Origin of the sequence: Pseudomonas sp. V88_4, assembly GCF_029967985.1 — a bacterium.
In the GTDB taxonomy this organism is placed as follows: domain Bacteria; phylum Pseudomonadota; class Gammaproteobacteria; order Pseudomonadales; family Pseudomonadaceae; genus Aquipseudomonas; species Aquipseudomonas glycinae.
This window is the reverse complement of the sequence record NZ_JASCAF010000045.1, coordinates 1-14856: the sequence shown is the minus strand read 5'-3', so window position 1 is coordinate 14856 and position 14856 is coordinate 1. Positions and strand designations below refer to the sequence as shown.

Here is a 14856-nt window from a genome sequence, read left to right as displayed (position 1 = left end):
CCTAGATGTTATCCGGCGTCCGCGCCTTCTCCCGCGCATGTTCTCGGCTGATCAAGCCCTTGGTCACCAGATCCTTCAGGCACATGTCGAGTGTCTGCATCCCCAACGAGCCGCCGGTCTGGATCGCCGAATACATCTGCGCCACCTTGTCCTCGCGGATCAGGTTACGGATCGCCGACGTGCCCAGCATGATCTCGTGCGCCGCCACCCGACCGCCGCCGATCTTCTTGATCAGCGTCTGCGACACCACTGCCAGCAACGACTCCGACAGCATCGAGCGCACCATGGATTTTTCGTCCCCGGGGAACACGTCCACCACCCGGTCGATGGTCTTGGCTGCCGAAGTGGTGTGCAAGGTGCCGAACACCAGGTGCCCGGTCTCGGCCGCGGTCAGCGCCAGGCGAATGGTTTCCAGATCGCGCATCTCGCCCACCAGGATCACGTCCGGGTCTTCGCGCAGCGCCGAACGCAGCGCAGTGGCGAAACTGCGGGTATCGCGATGGACTTCGCGCTGATTGATCAGGCATTTGCGCGATTCGTGGACGAATTCGATCGGATCTTCAATGGTCAGGATGTGGTGATGGCGATGGGTGTTGAGGTAATCGATCATTGCCGCCAGCGTCGTCGACTTGCCGGAGCCGGTCGGCCCGGTCACCAGCACCAGCCCGCGCGGCGCATCAGTGATCTTGCGAAAGACGTCTCCCATGGCCAGATCTTCCATGGTCAGCACTTTCGACGGAATGGTCCGGAACACCGCACCGGCGCCCCGGTTCTGGTTGAAGGCATTGACCCGAAAGCGCGCCACCCCGGGGACTTCGAAGGAAAAGTCGGTTTCCAGATGTTTCTCGAAGTCCACCCGCTGGGTGTCGTTCATGATGTCGTAGATCAGCTCGTGCACCTGCTTGTGATCCAGCGCCGGCAGATTGATCCGCCGCACATCGCCATCCACGCGGATCATAGGCGGCAGACCGGCCGACAGGTGCAGGTCGGAAGCACCCTGTTTGGCGCTGAAGGCCAGCAGTTCAGTGATATCCATAGCGTCCCTCAATTCCAGTAGAATGCCGCGAACCTTCAGACCGCTGGCGCCTCTTGATGTCCACGATAGCAGACAACATTCTCCACGTTAGTTCGCGCATCCAGGCAGCGACCAAAGCCGCCGGACGCGATGAAAACAGCGTCCAGCTGCTGGCCGTGAGCAAGACCAAACCGGCCGAAGCCCTGCGCGAAGCGTACGCCGCCGGCCTGCGCGACTTCGGCGAGAACTACCTGCAAGAGGCCTTGGGCAAACAGCTCGAACTGGCCGACCTGCCCTTGATCTGGCACTTCATCGGCCCCATTCAGTCGAACAAGACCCGCTCGATTGCCGAGCATTTCGCCTGGGTGCACTCCGTGGATCGTCTGAAAATAGCCCAACGCCTGTCCGAACAACGCCCGGCGGAACTGCCGCCGCTGAATATCTGCATTCAGGTCAACGTCAGCGGTGAAGCCAGCAAGTCCGGCTGCACGCCGCAAGACCTGCCGGCCCTGGCCCAGGCCATCAGCGCCCTGCCGCGCCTGAAACTGCGTGGGTTGATGGCGATTCCCGAGCCGACCGAGGATCGCGCCGAGCAGGATGCCGCGTTCGCCGCCGTCCAGACGTTGCAGGACAGCCTCGATCTGCCGCTCGACACACTTTCCATGGGCATGAGCCACGACCTCGAGTCGGCCATTGCCCAAGGCGCGACCTGGGTCCGTATCGGTACGGCCCTGTTCGGCGCCCGCGACTATTCCCAATCCTGACCATTTCCAGATAAGGACCTGACATGAGCAACACACGTATTGCCTTTATCGGTGCCGGCAACATGGCCGCCAGCCTGATCGGCGGCCTGCGGGCCAAGGGTCTGGAAGCTGCACACATCCGCGCCAGCGATCCGGGTGAAGAAACCCGCGCCAAAGTCAGCGCCGAACACGGCATCGAAACCTTCGCCGACAACGCCCTGGCCATCGACGGCGCCGACGTGGTGGTACTGGCGGTCAAGCCACAAGCCATGAAGCTTGTGTGCGAAGCGATTCGCCCAAGCCTGAAACCGAATCAACTGGTGGTCTCCATCGCCGCTGGCATCACCTGCGCCAGCATGACGGCCTGGCTCGGCGAACAGCCGATCGTGCGCTGCATGCCGAACACCCCGGCGCTGCTGCGTCAGGGCGTGAGCGGCCTGTACGCCACCGGCGCCGTGAGCGCCGAACAACGCCAACAGGCTGAAGAACTGCTGTCCGCCGTGGGCATCGCCCTGTGGCTGAACGAAGAGCAGCAACTGGACGCCGTGACCGCCGTCTCCGGCTCCGGCCCGGCGTACTTCTTCCTGCTGATCGAAGCCATGACCGCCGCCGGCGTCAAACTCGGCCTGCCGAAGGAAACCGCCGAGCAGCTGACCTTGCAGACCGCGCTGGGCGCCGCGCACATGGCCGTATCCAGCGACGTCGACGCGGCCGAACTGCGCCGCCGCGTGACCTCGCCGGCCGGCACCACGGAAGCTGCAATCAAATCGTTCCAGGCCGGCGGCTTCGAAGCCCTGGTGGAAAAAGCACTCGGCGCCGCCGCGCACCGCTCGGCCGAAATGGCCGAACAACTGGGCAAATAAGGAGCCTTACATGATTGGATTGAACACCGCAGCGGTCTACGTGCTGCAAACCCTCGGCAGCCTGTACCTGCTGATCGTGCTGCTGCGCTTCGTCCTGCAACTGGTGCGGGCGAACTTCTACAACCCGCTGTGCCAGTTCGTGGTCAAGGCCACTCAGCCGCTGCTCAAGCCACTGCGCCGGATCATTCCGAGCCTGTTCGGCCTCGACATGTCGTCGCTGGTACTGGCGATTCTCGTGCAACTGGCGCTGATGGCGCTGACCCTGCTGCTGACCTACGGCACCACCGGCAACCCGCTGCAACTGCTGGTCTGGTCGCTGATCGGCGTAACGGCGCTGTTCCTGAAGATTTTCTTCTGGGCCATGATCATCAGCATCATCCTGTCCTGGGTCGCACCGGGCAGCCACAATCCGGGCGCCGAGCTGGTGAACCAGATCTGTGAGCCGGCCCTGGCGCCGTTCCGCCGCATCCTGCCGAACCTCGGCGGTCTGGATCTGTCGCCGATCTTCGCCTTCCTCGTGCTGAAGCTGATCGACATGCTGGTGATCAACAACCTCGCGGCGATGACGATGATGCCGGAAATCCTGCGCCTGCTGATGTGAGCTGGTTTCGCTGGGACGGTGACGACCTGATTGTGGAATGTCACCTGCAACCGGCCGCCCGCAGCGATGATTTCTGCGGGCTGCACGGTGATCGCCTGAAAATCCGCCTGACCGCGCCGCCGGTCGAGGGCAAGGCCAATGCCTACCTGATGGGGTTCCTGGCCAAGGCTTTTGGGGTTTCCAAGAGCCAGGTCAGTTTGCTCAGTGGTGAGCTGAACCGGCAGAAGCGAGTGCGCATCAGCGCACCGAAAAAGCTGCCGGATCTGCCGGGGCTCTGCCGTCCCTGATCGTTGCTTGCCGCTAACCCCACCGGTCTTTAGACTTACGCCTCATTTCAACGAGAGCAGGGTCGATGCCAGCTGCCTTTCCCCCCGATTCTGTTGGTCTGGTGACGCCGCAAACGGCGCACTTCAGCGAACCGCTGGCCCTGGCCTGCGGCCGTTCGCTGGCCGATTATGACCTGATCTACGAAACCTACGGCACGCTGAACGCGCAAGCGAGCAACGCCGTGCTGATCTGCCACGCCTTGTCCGGCCACCACCACGCTGCGGGTTACCACAGCGTCGACGACCGCAAGCCCGGTTGGTGGGACAGCTGCATCGGGCCCGGCAAACCGATCGACACCAACAAGTTCTTCGTGGTGAGCCTGAACAACCTCGGCGGCTGCAACGGCTCCACCGGCCCGAGCAGCCTCAACCCGGAAACCGGCAAGCCGTTCGGCGCCGACTTCCCGGTGCTGACCGTGGAAGACTGGGTGCACAGCCAGGCGCGCCTGGCCGACCGGCTCGGCATCGGCCAATGGGCCGCGGTGATCGGTGGCAGCCTCGGCGGCATGCAGGCGCTGCAATGGACCATCACGTATCCGGATCGCGTTCGCCACTGCCTGGCCATCGCCTCGGCCCCCAAGCTGTCGGCGCAGAACATCGCCTTCAACGAAGTGGCGCGCCAGGCGATCCTCACTGACCCGGAATTCCACGGCGGCTCGTTCCAGGAACACGGCGTAATCCCCAAGCGCGGACTGATGCTGGCGCGGATGGTCGGGCACATCACGTACCTGTCCGACGATTCCATGGGCGAGAAATTCGGTCGCGGCCTGAAGAGCGAAAAGCTCAACTACGACTTCCACAGCGTCGAATTCCAGGTCGAAAGCTACCTGCGTTATCAGGGCGAAGAGTTCTCCGGGCGCTTCGATGCCAACACCTATCTGTTGATGACCAAGGCGCTGGATTACTTCGATCCGGCGGCGAACTTCAACGACAACCTGGCGAAAACCTTCGAAGGTGCGAAAGCCAAGTTCTGCGTGATGTCGTTCACCACCGACTGGCGCTTCTCCCCGGCCCGCTCGCGGGAACTGGTGGACGCGCTGATGGCCGCGCGCAAGGACGTCAGCTACCTGGAAATCGACGCGCCCCAGGGCCACGACGCCTTCCTGATTCCGATCCCGCGCTACTTGCAGGCGTTCGGCAATTACATGAACCGCATTACGTTGTGAGAAAGCCATGAGAGCTGATCTGGAAATCATCCAGGAATGGATCCCCGCCGGCAGCCGCGTGCTCGACCTCGGCTGCGGTGACGGCGAGTTGCTGACCTGGCTGCGCGACCACAAGCAGGTCACCGGCTATGGCCTGGAAAACGACCCGGACAACATCGCCGAGTGCGTGGCCAAGGGCATCAACGTCATCGAGCAGGACCTGGACAAGGGCCTGGGCAACTTCGCCAGCAACAGCTTCGACATCGTGGTGATGACCCAGGCCCTGCAAGCCGTGCACTACCCGGACAAGATCCTCGACGAAATGCTCCGGGTCGGTCGCCAGTGCATCATCACGTTCCCGAATTTCGGTCACTGGCGCTGCCGCTGGTACCTGGCGAGCAAAGGCCGGATGCCGGTTTCGGAATTCCTGCCGTACACCTGGTACAACACGCCGAACATTCACTTCTGCACCTTCGAAGACTTTGAAGAACTTTGTCGCGAACGTGAGGCGAAGGTCATTGATCGGCTTGCCGTGGATCAACAGCACCGCCACGGGTGGGCCAGTAAGCTATGGCCTAATCTGTTAGGTGAGATCGGTATCTACCGCGTCAGCAGCCCGGGGCTTGCGGATCACAGAATCGCGGTCTGAACCACGACATTGCGAGGAGAACGAACATGGGACGCTTGATTACCGCGCTATTGGCCGCCTGCCTGAGCCTGTCGGCCGTGGCCGCCGATGCCATCAAGGGCGAACGCAAGGAAGTGTTCGGTGATGTCACCGTGCATTACAACACCTTCAACTCGACCTTCCTGACGCCGGACATCGCCAAGGCGGCCGAGCTGATCCGCAGCAAGAACCAGGGCGTGATCAATGTCTCGGTGATCAAGGACGGCAAGCCGCTGATCGCCCAAGTCACCGGCACCGTCAAGGACCTGACCAGCCAGAGTGTGCCGCTGACTTTCCGCCAGATCACCGAACAGGGCGCGATCTATTACATCGCCCAATACCCGGTGGAGCAGCAGGAAACCCGCACCTTTGAAATCAAGGTGCAGACCGGCGACAAGATCAACACCCTCAATTTCAACCAAGAGCTTTTCCCCGGCGAATGATGAACCTCAAGCAACTCGTACTGGCCAGCCATAACGCCGGCAAACTCAAGGAACTCCAGGCCATGCTCGGCGAGTCGGTGCAATTGCGCTCGATCGGCGAGTTCAGCAGCGTGGAGCCGGAAGAAACCGGCCTGTCGTTCGTCGAGAACGCGATCCTCAAGGCGCGCAATGCCGCGCGCATTTCCGGGCTGCCGGCGCTGGCCGACGACTCGGGTCTGGCGGTGGATTTCCTCGGCGGTGCGCCGGGCATCTACTCGGCGCGCTACGCCGACGGCAAGGGCGACGCGGCGAACAACGCCAAACTGCTCGACGCCTTGAAGGACGTGCCGGAAGCCGAGCGCGGCGCGCAGTTCGTCTGCGTGCTGGCGCTGGTGCGTCACGCCGACGATCCGCTGCCGATCCTCTGCGAAGGCCTGTGGCACGGGCGCATCCTGACCGCTGCCAGCGGTGAGCACGGTTTCGGCTACGACCCGTTGTTCTGGGTGCCGGAGCGTAACGTGTCCAGCGCCGAACTGAGCCCGAGCGACAAGAACCAGATCAGCCACCGCGCCCGTGCAATGGATCTGCTGCGCCAGCGTCTGGGCCTGAAATGACCGATAGTTCCTCCGCGTCGTCGCTGATTATCGGCGGCGCCGCCTCCTCGCCTCGGGCGCCGTTGCCGACGCTGCCGCCCCTGGCGCTGTACATCCACATCCCGTGGTGTGTGCGCAAATGCCCCTATTGCGACTTCAACTCCCACACCGCCAGCCCGGTGCTGCCGGAGCAGGAGTATGTCGACGCGATGCTGGCCGACCTCGATCAGGATCTGCATGCGGTGTACGGCCGTGAGTTGAGCTCGATCTTCTTCGGCGGCGGCACGCCGAGCCTGTTCAGCGCCGAAGCCCTCGGTCGTTTGCTGGAAGGTGTGAAACAACGCATTGCGTTTGCCGATGACATCGAAATCACCCTGGAAGCCAACCCCGGGACCTTCGAACAAGAGAAGTTCGTCGCCTACCGCAAACTGGGGATCAATCGCCTGTCGATCGGCATCCAGAGCTTCCAGCAGGAAAAACTCAAGGCCCTCGGCCGTATCCACAACGGCGACGAAGCCGTGCGGGCGGCGGGCATGGCGCGCCAGGCCGGGTTCGATAACTTCAACCTCGACCTGATGCACGGCTTGCCGGACCAGTCGCTGGACGATGCACTGAGCGACCTGCGCCAGGCCATCGCCCTGAAGCCGACGCACATTTCCTGGTATCAGCTGACGCTGGAGCCGAACACCGTGTTCTGGAACCAGCCGCCGGTGCTGCCGGAAGACGACACGCTGTGGGACATTCAAGAGGCCGGGCAGGCGCTGCTGGCCGAACACGGTTACGCGCAGTACGAAGTTTCGGCCTATGCCCAACCGGGTCGCCCGGCGCGGCATAACCTGAACTACTGGAGCTTCGGCGACTTCATCGGCATCGGCGCTGGCGCCCACGGCAAGCTCAGTCACCCGGACGGGCGCATCGTGCGCACCTGGAAGACGCGCCTGCCGAAGGACTACCTCAACCCGGCCAAAAGTTTCCAGGCCGGCGAGAAAGCCCTGACCAACGACGAGATGCCGTTCGAGTTCCTGATGAACGCCCTGCGCCTGACCGCCGGCGTCGAATCGCGCCTGTACCCGGAGCGCACCGGCCTGCCGCTGGAGAGCCTCGACGAACACCGGCGCGAGGCCGAACAAAGCGGTCTGTTGCAGGTCGAACCGTCACGTCTGGCGGCCACCGAGCGCGGACAACTGTTCCTCAATGACTTGCTGCAGAAATTTCTGAGCTGAGCCCAACGCCCAACGGCAGCCCTAAGGAAAAAATATGGATTTGATTCTCGACCTGCTCGCCACCGTGTCCCGCTGGAGCCGCAGCAACCTTTCGGAAATCGCGCTGGCGCTGGTGGGCTGCCTGCTGGTGCTGTTCGGCGCCGACTTCAAGGGCTGGGTCGAGCAACGCCTGGGCAGCATTGCCGGCGCCCTGCGCGTGCCGCTGATGGCCCTGCTGTGCATGATCGGCAGCGGCGCGGCGCTGATCTACGCGACGCCGTGGGTGGTGAAGGGGCTGAGCCAGTTCAACAACTACAGCCTGGCGCCGGTGTTGTTGGTGGTGCTGGTGTTGATTGGCGTGGTCGCGGATCGCCGCTGATTTTCAGCTACTAGCCAAAACAACTGTGGGAGCCATTGGCCCCCACAGTTTTTTATTGCGTGACGTTTAAGCGAGCTTTTCGAACTTCAAATCCCAAACGCCATGCCCAAGACGTTCGCCACGGCGTTCGAACTTGGTGATCGGGCGTTCGGCCGGGCGGGGTACGCACTTGCCGTCTTCGGCAAGGTTGCGATAGCCCGGGGCGACGTTCATCACTTCCAGCATGTATTCGGCGTACGGCTCCCAGTCGGTGGCCATGTGCAGAATGCCGCCAACCTTCAGCTTGCTGCGTACCAGTTCAGCGAAGGACGCCTGAACGATACGGCGCTTGTGGTGACGGCTCTTGTGCCACGGATCCGGGAAGAACAGCATCAGGCGATCGAGGCTGTTGTCGGCAATGCAGCGGTTGAGCACTTCGATCGCGTCGCAATCGTAGACCCGCAGGTTGGTCAGGCCCTGAGTCAGCACGCCGTTGAGCAGCGCGCCGACACCCGGACGGTGAACCTCGACACCGATGAAATCCTGCTCCGGCGCAGCCGCTGCCATTTCCAGCAGCGAGTGGCCCATGCCGAAACCGATCTCCAGCGAACGCGGCGCGGAACGGCCGAAGACCTGGTCGAAATCCACCGGCGCATCGGCCAGCGGCAGGACGAACTTCGGCGCGCCCTGATCCAGGCCGCGCTGCTGGCCTTCGGTCATGCGCCCGGCGCGCATCACGAAACTCTTGATGCGGCGGTGTTGGCGCTCGTCGCCTTCTTCCGTCTGGATTGGCGTGTCGTTCGATTCAGTCATCAATAGCTCTTACTTGATCAGACCATCCAGCGGCGAAGAGGCGCTGGCATAGAGTTTTTTCGGCATGCGGCCGGCGAGGTAGGCCAGACGGCCCGCGACGATCGCGTGTTTCATGGCTTCGGCCATCATGATCGGCTGCTGGGCGTGGGCGATGGCCGAGTTCATCAGCACGGCGTCACAGCCCAGTTCCATGGAGATGGTGGCGTCGGAAGCGGTACCGACACCGGCATCCACCAGCACCGGAATTTTGGCTTCTTCGAGGATGATCTGCAGGTTGTACGGGTTGCAGATCCCCAGGCCCGAACCGATCAGACCGGCCAACGGCATGACCGCGATGCAGCCGATTTCCGCCAGTTGCCGGGCGATGATCGGGTCATCGCTGGTGTAGACCATCACGTCGAAGCCTTCCTTGACCAGCACTTCGGCGGCCTTGAGGGTTTCGATCACATTGGGGAACAGGGTTTTCTGGTCGGCCAGCACTTCCAGCTTCACCAGATTGTGGCCGTCGAGCAGCTCACGGGCCAGGCGGCAGGTGCGCACGGCTTCGACCGCGTCGTAGCAGCCGGCGGTGTTCGGCAGGAAGGTGTAGCGATCCGGCGACAGCACTTCGAGCAGGTTCGGCTCGCCTTCGATCTGGCCCAGGTTGGTGCGGCGCACGGCGAAGGTGACGATCTCGGCACCCGAGGCTTCGATGGCCAGGCGGGTTTCTTCCATGTCACGGTACTTGCCGGTACCGACCAGCAAACGCGACTGGTAAGTACGACCGGCCAGAACGAAAGGCTTGTCGCTACGAACGATGCTCATGGGGATTCCTCTGTTGGAGTGAGGGTCTTGCAGAATTGTCGGCCCATGCAGGCCTGGCGACTAGCCGCCGCCGATCGCGTGCACGACTTCGACGTTGTCGCCGTCGTTCAAAGTGGTGTCGGCATGCTGGCTGCGCGGAACGATATCCAGATTGAGTTCGACCGCGACGCGGCGTCCGGTCAGGTCCAGACGGGTCAGCAGGGCCGCAACGGTTTCACCGTCGGGCAGTTCAAAGGATTCACCGTTCAACTGAATGCGCATGCGCAACGCCGCCATCACTTTTTAGGGGGTGGCATTCTAGCCCGATCATGACCTAAAGGTCAGCACCAAGCGTCAAGCGGTTGGCTGCAGGCGCCAGGCGGCGAGTCCGAGGCACAGCCAGCCAATCAAGAACGCCAGGCCACCGAACGGGGTGATGATGCCGAGCTTGCCGATGCCGAGGGTGGTCAACAGGTACAGGCTGCCGGAGAACAGCAGGATGCCGACGGTGAACGAGATGCCGGCCCAGGCCACCAGACGCCCCTGAAGCTGTGTGGCCAGCAGCGCCACGCCGAACAGCGCCAGTGCGTGCACCAGTTGATAAGTGACGCCGGTGTGGAAGATCGCCAGGTACTCCGGGGTCAGGCGGTTTTTCAGGCCATGGGCGGCGAATGCGCCGAGGCCGACACCGGTGAAACCAAAGAAGGCAGCCAGCATCAGAAAGCTACGCAGCATGTAGAACTCCAGTCAGACTCGATCGGCAGGGTCTGTATAATGGCCCGCTCAACCGGTTCGGCCAAGCCATCTCTATGCTGCGTTTATTTCTCCGTCGTTTCACGAAGGCCCTGCTCTGGTTCGCGGGCGGCAGCGTATTGCTGGTGCTGGTGTTTCGCTTCGTGCCGCCACCGGGCACGGCGCTGATGATCGAGCGCAAGATCGAATCCTGGGTCGACGGCGAGCCGATCGATCTGCAACGCACCTGGAAGCCTTGGGACGAGATCTCCGATGACCTGAAGGTCGCGGTGATTGCCGGCGAAGACCAGAAATTCCCCGAGCACTGGGGGTTTGACCTGAGTGCAATCAAGGCCGCACTGGCCCACAACGAACTCGGCGGCTCGATCCGCGGTGCCAGCACCTTGAGCCAACAAGTGTCGAAGAACCTGTTTTTGTGGTCGGGCCGCAGTTATCTGCGCAAAGGCCTGGAAGCATGGTTTACCGCGCTGATCGAAGTGTTCTGGCCCAAGCAGCGGATTCTCGAGGTGTACCTGAACAGTGTCGAATGGGATGACGGCGTGTTTGGTGCCGAAGCGGCGGCAAGGCATCACTTTGGCGTGAGCGCCAGGTCATTGTCCCGGCAGCAGGCGAGTTATTTGGCGGCTGTGCTGCCGAATCCCCGGGTCTGGAGCGCCAGTCATCCGACCGCTTACGTGTCGCGCCGCGCCGGTTGGATTCGCCAGCAGATGAGCCAGTTGGGGGGCGACAGCTATCTGCTGACACTCAATGATTCGCGTCGGGCGCCCTGGACCCAATGACTTTCCGACAGGCAAACAAAAACGCCCCGATCATCACTGATCGGGGCGTTTTTTATTGTCGGACTGCCGGTTATGCGGCAATCGACAATTTGAGCTTGTTCATCGCGCTCTTCTCGAGCTGACGGATCCGCTCGGCCGACACGTTGTACTTTTGCGCCAAGTCATGCAGCGTGGCTTTCTCTTCTGCCAGCCAGCGCTGGTAGAGGATGTCGCGGCTGCGTTCGTCCAGCACTTCCAGCGCTTCGTGCAGGTTGTGATTGGAGTTGTCGCTCCAGTCGGCATCTTCCAGTTGACGCGCCGGGTCGTACCGGTGGTCTTCCAGGTAATTGGCCGGCGACTGGAAAGCACTGTCGTCGTCCGCTTCAGCAGCCGGGTCGAAAGCCATGTCATGGCCGGTCAGGCGACTTTCCATCTCACGCACTTCACGCGGCTCGACGCCGAGGCTTTCCGCCACACGGTGGACTTCCTCGTTGTTCAGCCAGGCCAGACGTTTCTTCTGGCTGCGCAGGTTGAAGAACAGCTTGCGCTGGGCCTTGGTGGTCGCGACCTTCACGATCCGCCAGTTGCGCAGGATGAACTCGTGAATCTCGGCCTTGATCCAGTGCACCGCGAAGGACACCAGACGCACGCCCATTTCCGGGTTGAAACGCTTCACGGCCTTCATCAGGCCGACATTGCCTTCCTGGATCAGGTCAGCCTGAGCCAGACCGTAGCCGGAATAGCTACGGGCGATATGTACAACAAACCGCAGGTGGGCGAGCACCATCTGCCGAGCCGCCCCCAGATCCTGCTCATAGTAGAGACTCTCGGCCAGTTCACGCTCCTGCTCCGGCGTCAGCAAAGGAATGCTGTTGACGGTGTGCACGTAGGCTTCCAGGTTTGCGCCTGGGACCAATGCATACGCAGGTTGCAAAGAATTGGACATACGGAAAAACCTCCGACTTACATACTCATGCTTTTCAGCATTGCGAAAAATTGACCGGAAACTCAAATGAAAGTTTCCTTAACCACTGAAAGGTCAATCACGCGCAAAAAAAGATTCTACTTCGGCGCCAACTCCCTGAGATGACGTGCGACTGCAATCCATGCACCGATATAACCCAACAGCACCGCGCCAAGCAAGAGCGACAGACCGTCGGCAACTGGCACGCCAGCCAGTGCGAAATCACTGCCGTACAAGCCGGCCAGCCCGACCACCGCATCGTTCAGCCAGTTCAGGCCGAACGCCAAAACACCCCAGGACAGCAGCCCCGCACCGAAGCCATACAGCGCGCCCATATAAAGGAAGGGACGACGTACATAGCTGTCGGTGCCGCCGACGAGTTTAATCACTTCTATCTCGGTGCGGCGGTTTTCAATATGAAGACGAATGGTATTGCCTATCACCAAAAGTAATGCAGAAACCAGCAACACCGTCAGACCGAACACGAAACGGTCGCCGAGCTTGAGGATGGCGGCCAGACGCTCGACCCAGACTAGATCAAGTTGCGCCTGTTGTACCTTGGGCAGCTCGGAAAGTTTTTGTCTTAATGCTTCCAGGGTCGACTTGTCGACCTCGTTCGGCGTCACCAGTACCACGCCCGGCAGCGGGTTTTCCGGCAGCTCGCGCAGGGCTTCGCCCAAGCCGGACTGCTGCTGGAACTCTGCCAGCGCTTGGTCGCGGCCGACATATTCGGCATCCGCTACGCCCGGCATACCCTTGATCTGGTCGCGCAACGCTTCGCCCTGGGCCGGACTGGCCTCGAGCTCCAGGTACAGCGAAATCTGCGCCGCGCGCTGCCACGAGCCGCCCAGGCGCTCGACGTTGCTCAGCAACAGCGAAAGCCCCATCGGCAGACTCAGCGCAACGGCCATCACCATGCAGGTGAAGAAGCTGCCTATCGGCTGCTTGCCGAGACGACGCAGACTGTCGACCCAGCTGGCGCGATGGCTTTCGATCCAGGCACGGAACAACGTGGCGAAGTCCGGGCCGTCGTCATCGTCGTGCTTTTTCTTCTTTGGCGGTTGCGGATCGGCAGCCTTCGGGGCCACGCGCTCGGAAACCTTCGGACTGCGTGTTGCACTCATACGCCGGCCTCCCCGTCGCCGATCAATCGGCCGCGTTGCAGGGTCAGCATGCGATGGCGCATGCGCGCGATCAGCGCCAGGTCGTGACTGGCGATCAGCACGCTGGTGCCCAGACGGTTGATGTCTTCGAACACGCCCATGATCTCGGCCGCGAGACGAGGGTCGAGGTTACCGGTCGGTTCGTCCGCCAGCAGCAGGGCCGGACGGTGAACGATGGCGCGGGCAATGCCGACGCGCTGTTGCTGACCGGTGGACAGGTCGCCGGGATACAGATCGGCCTTGTCCGACAGCGCTACGCGCTCCAGCGCCGAATCGACGCGCTTGGCGATCTCGACCTTGGACAGCCCGAGAATCTGCAACGGCAGCGCGACGTTGTTGAACACCGTGCGATCGAACAACAGTTGATGGTTCTGGAACACCACGCCGATCTGCCGCCGCAGGAACGGAATCTGCGCATTGCTGATGGTGCTCAGATCTTGCCCGGCCAGCAGCAGTTTGCCACTGGTCGGACGCTCCATCGCCAGCAACAGGCGCAACAATGTGGATTTACCGGCACCGGAATGGCCGGTGACAAACAGGAACTCGCCGCGACGGACTCGAAAGCTCAGCTCATGCAAGCCGACGTGACCGTTCGGGTAGCGCTTACCGACCTGTTCGAAACGAATCATGAACGCTCCCGCTCGGCAAACAATGCCTGGACAAAGGGTTCGGCTTCAAAAGTACGCAGATCGTCAATGCCTTCACCGACGCCGATGTAGCGGATCGGCAGGCCGAATTGCTTGGCCAGGGCGAAAATCACCCCGCCCTTGGCGGTGCCGTCGAGCTTGGTCAGCGCCAGGCCGGTCAGTTCGACGGTCTGGTTGAATTGCTTGGCCTGGTTGATGGCGTTCTGGCCGGTGCCGGCGTCGAGTACCAGCAGCACTTCGTGCGGGGCATCGGCGTCGAGCTTGCCGATCACCCGGCGAACCTTCTTCAGCTCTTCCATCAGGTTGTCTTTGGTGTGCAGACGACCGGCGGTGTCGGCAATCAGCACGTCGATGCCACGGGCCTTGGCTGCCTGCACAGCGTCGAAGATCACCGAGGCCGAGTCCGCGCCGGTGTGCTGGGCGATCACCGGAATCTTGTTGCGCTCGCCCCAGACCTGCAACTGCTCGACAGCCGCGGCACGGAAGGTATCACCGGCGGCGAGCATGACTTTCTTGCCTTCCAGTTGCAGCTTCTTCGCCAGCTTGCCGATGGTGGTGGTCTTGCCGGCGCCGTTGACGCCGACCACCAGAATCACGAATGGCTTGGTCCGGGAAGCGATCTTCAGCGGCTGCTCGACCGGTTTGAGCATCGCAGCCAGTTCGGCCTGCAGGGATTTGTACAGTGCGTCGGAATCGGCCAGCTCTTTACGCGCGACCTTCTGAGTCAGGCGCTGGATGATCACCGAAGTGGCTTCGACGCCAACGTCGGCGGTCAGCAGGCGGGTTTCGAGATCGTCGAGCAGATCGTCATCAATGGCTTTCTTGCCGAGAAACAGGCTGGCCATGCCTTCGCCAATACTGGCGCTGGTCTTGGACAGGCCCTGCTTGAGACGAGCGAAGAAGCCGGCCTTGGTTTCTTCGGTGCGCGGGGCCTCTACCGGGGTTTCAGCCTGGACTTCCACAGGAGCGACTGGCGCTACGGCGACAGGTGCAGGTGCAGGTGCAGGTGCAGGTGCAGGTGCAGGTGCAGGTGCAGGTGC

At 62.0% G+C, this 14856-nt stretch carries 20 protein-coding genes; 11 read left to right on the top strand and 9 right to left on the bottom strand.

What is annotated here, in order from left to right:
* Position 1: 1 nt before the first annotated feature.
* Complete coding sequence (locus tag QLG12_RS23720; protein WP_197867208.1) at positions 2–1036, bottom strand: type IV pilus twitching motility protein PilT; 1035 nt, start codon at positions 1034–1036, stop codon at positions 2–4.
* 56 nt (positions 1037–1092) lie between these two features.
* Between QLG12_RS23720 and QLG12_RS23715 the strand changes: the two genes are divergently transcribed.
* The 10 genes from QLG12_RS23715 (at position 1093) to QLG12_RS23670 (ending at position 7956) form a co-directional block, all read left to right on the top strand.
* Complete coding sequence (locus tag QLG12_RS23715) at positions 1093–1779, top strand: YggS family pyridoxal phosphate-dependent enzyme (RefSeq protein WP_197867207.1); 687 nt, start codon at positions 1093–1095, stop codon at positions 1777–1779.
* Positions 1780–1802: 23 nt separating this feature from the next.
* Positions 1803–2621: a pyrroline-5-carboxylate reductase gene (gene proC, locus QLG12_RS23710; RefSeq protein ID WP_197867206.1), complete on the top strand. Its 819-nt coding sequence runs from the start codon at positions 1803–1805 to the stop codon at positions 2619–2621.
* A 10-nt stretch (positions 2622–2631) separates the two neighbouring features.
* Complete coding sequence (locus QLG12_RS23705; protein WP_236192200.1) at positions 2632–3222, top strand: YggT family protein; 591 nt, start codon at positions 2632–2634, stop codon at positions 3220–3222.
* Positions 3219–3509, top strand: a complete 291-nt coding sequence (locus QLG12_RS23700; protein WP_236192201.1) for a DUF167 domain-containing protein — start codon at positions 3219–3221, stop codon at positions 3507–3509. The genes QLG12_RS23705 and QLG12_RS23700 overlap by 4 nt, the downstream gene beginning before the upstream one ends.
* A 65-nt stretch (positions 3510–3574) precedes the next feature.
* Entirely contained in the window at positions 3575–4714 is a 1140-nt protein-coding gene (locus tag QLG12_RS23695) for a homoserine O-acetyltransferase (RefSeq protein WP_197867203.1), read from the top strand.
* Positions 4715–4721: 7 nt separating this feature from the next.
* Positions 4722–5342, top strand: coding sequence for a methionine biosynthesis protein MetW (gene metW, locus QLG12_RS23690; protein ID WP_011336377.1), 621 nt, complete (start codon positions 4722–4724; stop codon positions 5340–5342).
* A gap of 26 nt (positions 5343–5368) precedes the next feature.
* Positions 5369–5803, top strand: coding sequence for a DUF4426 domain-containing protein (locus tag QLG12_RS23685; protein WP_197867202.1), 435 nt, complete (start codon positions 5369–5371; stop codon positions 5801–5803).
* The gene (rdgB, locus tag QLG12_RS23680) at positions 5800–6396 is read left to right on the top strand and encodes an RdgB/HAM1 family non-canonical purine NTP pyrophosphatase (protein WP_085709065.1); all 597 of its coding nucleotides are present in this window, start codon (positions 5800–5802) and stop codon (positions 6394–6396) included. The genes QLG12_RS23685 and rdgB overlap by 4 nt, the downstream gene beginning before the upstream one ends.
* On the top strand, positions 6393–7598 hold the full coding sequence (hemW, locus tag QLG12_RS23675; RefSeq protein ID WP_282475313.1) for a radical SAM family heme chaperone HemW: 1206 nt from the start codon (positions 6393–6395) through the stop codon (positions 7596–7598). The genes rdgB and hemW overlap by 4 nt, the downstream gene beginning before the upstream one ends.
* 34 nt (positions 7599–7632) lie before the next feature.
* The gene (locus QLG12_RS23670; protein WP_011336381.1) at positions 7633–7956 is read left to right on the top strand and encodes a DUF3392 domain-containing protein; all 324 of its coding nucleotides are present in this window, start codon (positions 7633–7635) and stop codon (positions 7954–7956) included.
* Positions 7957–8022: 66 nt separating this feature from the next.
* Here QLG12_RS23670 and trmB read toward each other — a convergent pair whose 3' ends face one another.
* The 4 genes from trmB to QLG12_RS23650 form a co-directional block, all read right to left on the bottom strand.
* Positions 8023–8748 carry a tRNA (guanosine(46)-N7)-methyltransferase TrmB gene (gene trmB / locus QLG12_RS23665; RefSeq protein WP_011336382.1) on the bottom strand — a complete coding sequence of 242 codons (726 nt, stop codon included), beginning with the start codon at positions 8746–8748 and terminating at the stop codon, positions 8023–8025.
* A gap of 9 nt (positions 8749–8757) precedes the next feature.
* Positions 8758–9552, bottom strand: a complete 795-nt coding sequence (locus QLG12_RS23660) for a thiazole synthase (protein WP_007953385.1) — start codon at positions 9550–9552, stop codon at positions 8758–8760.
* 60 nt (positions 9553–9612) lie between these two features.
* Positions 9613–9813 carry a sulfur carrier protein ThiS gene (gene thiS, locus QLG12_RS23655; RefSeq protein WP_007953386.1) on the bottom strand — a complete coding sequence of 67 codons (201 nt, stop codon included), beginning with the start codon at positions 9811–9813 and terminating at the stop codon, positions 9613–9615.
* A gap of 72 nt (positions 9814–9885) precedes the next feature.
* Positions 9886–10266 carry a DUF423 domain-containing protein gene (locus tag QLG12_RS23650; RefSeq protein WP_169432306.1) on the bottom strand — a complete coding sequence of 127 codons (381 nt, stop codon included), beginning with the start codon at positions 10264–10266 and terminating at the stop codon, positions 9886–9888.
* 74 nt (positions 10267–10340) lie between these two features.
* Between QLG12_RS23650 and mtgA the strand changes: the two genes are divergently transcribed.
* The gene (mtgA, locus tag QLG12_RS23645; protein ID WP_197867201.1) at positions 10341–11063 is read left to right on the top strand and encodes a monofunctional biosynthetic peptidoglycan transglycosylase; all 723 of its coding nucleotides are present in this window, start codon (positions 10341–10343) and stop codon (positions 11061–11063) included.
* Between the two features lie 70 nt (positions 11064–11133).
* Here the strand turns inward: mtgA and rpoH are convergent, their stop codons facing one another.
* From rpoH to ftsY, 4 genes are all read right to left on the bottom strand, one after another.
* Complete coding sequence (gene rpoH / locus QLG12_RS23640; protein WP_007953393.1) at positions 11134–11988, bottom strand: RNA polymerase sigma factor RpoH; 855 nt, start codon at positions 11986–11988, stop codon at positions 11134–11136.
* A 116-nt stretch (positions 11989–12104) separates the two neighbouring features.
* Positions 12105–13130, bottom strand: a complete 1026-nt coding sequence (gene ftsX, locus QLG12_RS23635; RefSeq protein ID WP_197867200.1) for a permease-like cell division protein FtsX — start codon at positions 13128–13130, stop codon at positions 12105–12107.
* Positions 13127–13798 carry a cell division ATP-binding protein FtsE gene (gene ftsE, locus QLG12_RS23630; RefSeq protein ID WP_064380087.1) on the bottom strand — a complete coding sequence of 224 codons (672 nt, stop codon included), beginning with the start codon at positions 13796–13798 and terminating at the stop codon, positions 13127–13129. Before ftsE ends, ftsX begins: the two co-directional genes overlap by 4 nt.
* On the bottom strand, positions 13795–14856 hold a 1062-nt coding region (ftsY, locus tag QLG12_RS23625), incomplete at its 5' end, for a signal recognition particle-docking protein FtsY (protein ID WP_282475312.1). The genes ftsE and ftsY, both read right to left, overlap by 4 nt.

Excerpts from the sequence above, each read along its gene's own strand:
- QLG12_RS23720 (WP_197867208.1), bottom strand. The coding sequence starts at position 1,036 with ATGGATATCACTGAACTGCTGGCCTTCAGCGCCAAACAGGGTGCTTCC.
- QLG12_RS23715 (WP_197867207.1), top strand. The coding sequence starts at position 1,093 with ATGTCCACGATAGCAGACAACATTCTCCACGTTAGTTCGCGCATCCAG.
- proC (WP_197867206.1), top strand. The coding sequence starts at position 1,803 with ATGAGCAACACACGTATTGCCTTTATCGGTGCCGGCAACATGGCCGCC.
- QLG12_RS23705 (WP_236192200.1), top strand. The coding sequence starts at position 2,632 with ATGATTGGATTGAACACCGCAGCGGTCTACGTGCTGCAAACCCTCGGC.
- QLG12_RS23695 (WP_197867203.1), top strand. The coding sequence starts at position 3,575 with ATGCCAGCTGCCTTTCCCCCCGATTCTGTTGGTCTGGTGACGCCGCAA.
- metW (WP_011336377.1), top strand. The coding sequence starts at position 4,722 with ATGAGAGCTGATCTGGAAATCATCCAGGAATGGATCCCCGCCGGCAGC.
- QLG12_RS23685 (WP_197867202.1), top strand. The coding sequence starts at position 5,369 with ATGGGACGCTTGATTACCGCGCTATTGGCCGCCTGCCTGAGCCTGTCG.
- rdgB (WP_085709065.1), top strand. The coding sequence starts at position 5,800 with ATGATGAACCTCAAGCAACTCGTACTGGCCAGCCATAACGCCGGCAAA.
- hemW (WP_282475313.1), top strand. The coding sequence starts at position 6,393 with ATGACCGATAGTTCCTCCGCGTCGTCGCTGATTATCGGCGGCGCCGCC.
- QLG12_RS23670 (WP_011336381.1), top strand. The coding sequence starts at position 7,633 with ATGGATTTGATTCTCGACCTGCTCGCCACCGTGTCCCGCTGGAGCCGC.
- trmB (WP_011336382.1), bottom strand. The coding sequence starts at position 8,748 with ATGACTGAATCGAACGACACGCCAATCCAGACGGAAGAAGGCGACGAG.
- QLG12_RS23660 (WP_007953385.1), bottom strand. The coding sequence starts at position 9,552 with ATGAGCATCGTTCGTAGCGACAAGCCTTTCGTTCTGGCCGGTCGTACT.
- thiS (WP_007953386.1), bottom strand. The coding sequence starts at position 9,813 with ATGCGCATTCAGTTGAACGGTGAATCCTTTGAACTGCCCGACGGTGAA.
- QLG12_RS23650 (WP_169432306.1), bottom strand. The coding sequence starts at position 10,266 with ATGCTGCGTAGCTTTCTGATGCTGGCTGCCTTCTTTGGTTTCACCGGT.
- mtgA (WP_197867201.1), top strand. The coding sequence starts at position 10,341 with ATGCTGCGTTTATTTCTCCGTCGTTTCACGAAGGCCCTGCTCTGGTTC.
- rpoH (WP_007953393.1), bottom strand. The coding sequence starts at position 11,988 with ATGTCCAATTCTTTGCAACCTGCGTATGCATTGGTCCCAGGCGCAAAC.
- ftsX (WP_197867200.1), bottom strand. The coding sequence starts at position 13,130 with ATGAGTGCAACACGCAGTCCGAAGGTTTCCGAGCGCGTGGCCCCGAAG.
- ftsE (WP_064380087.1), bottom strand. The coding sequence starts at position 13,798 with ATGATTCGTTTCGAACAGGTCGGTAAGCGCTACCCGAACGGTCACGTC.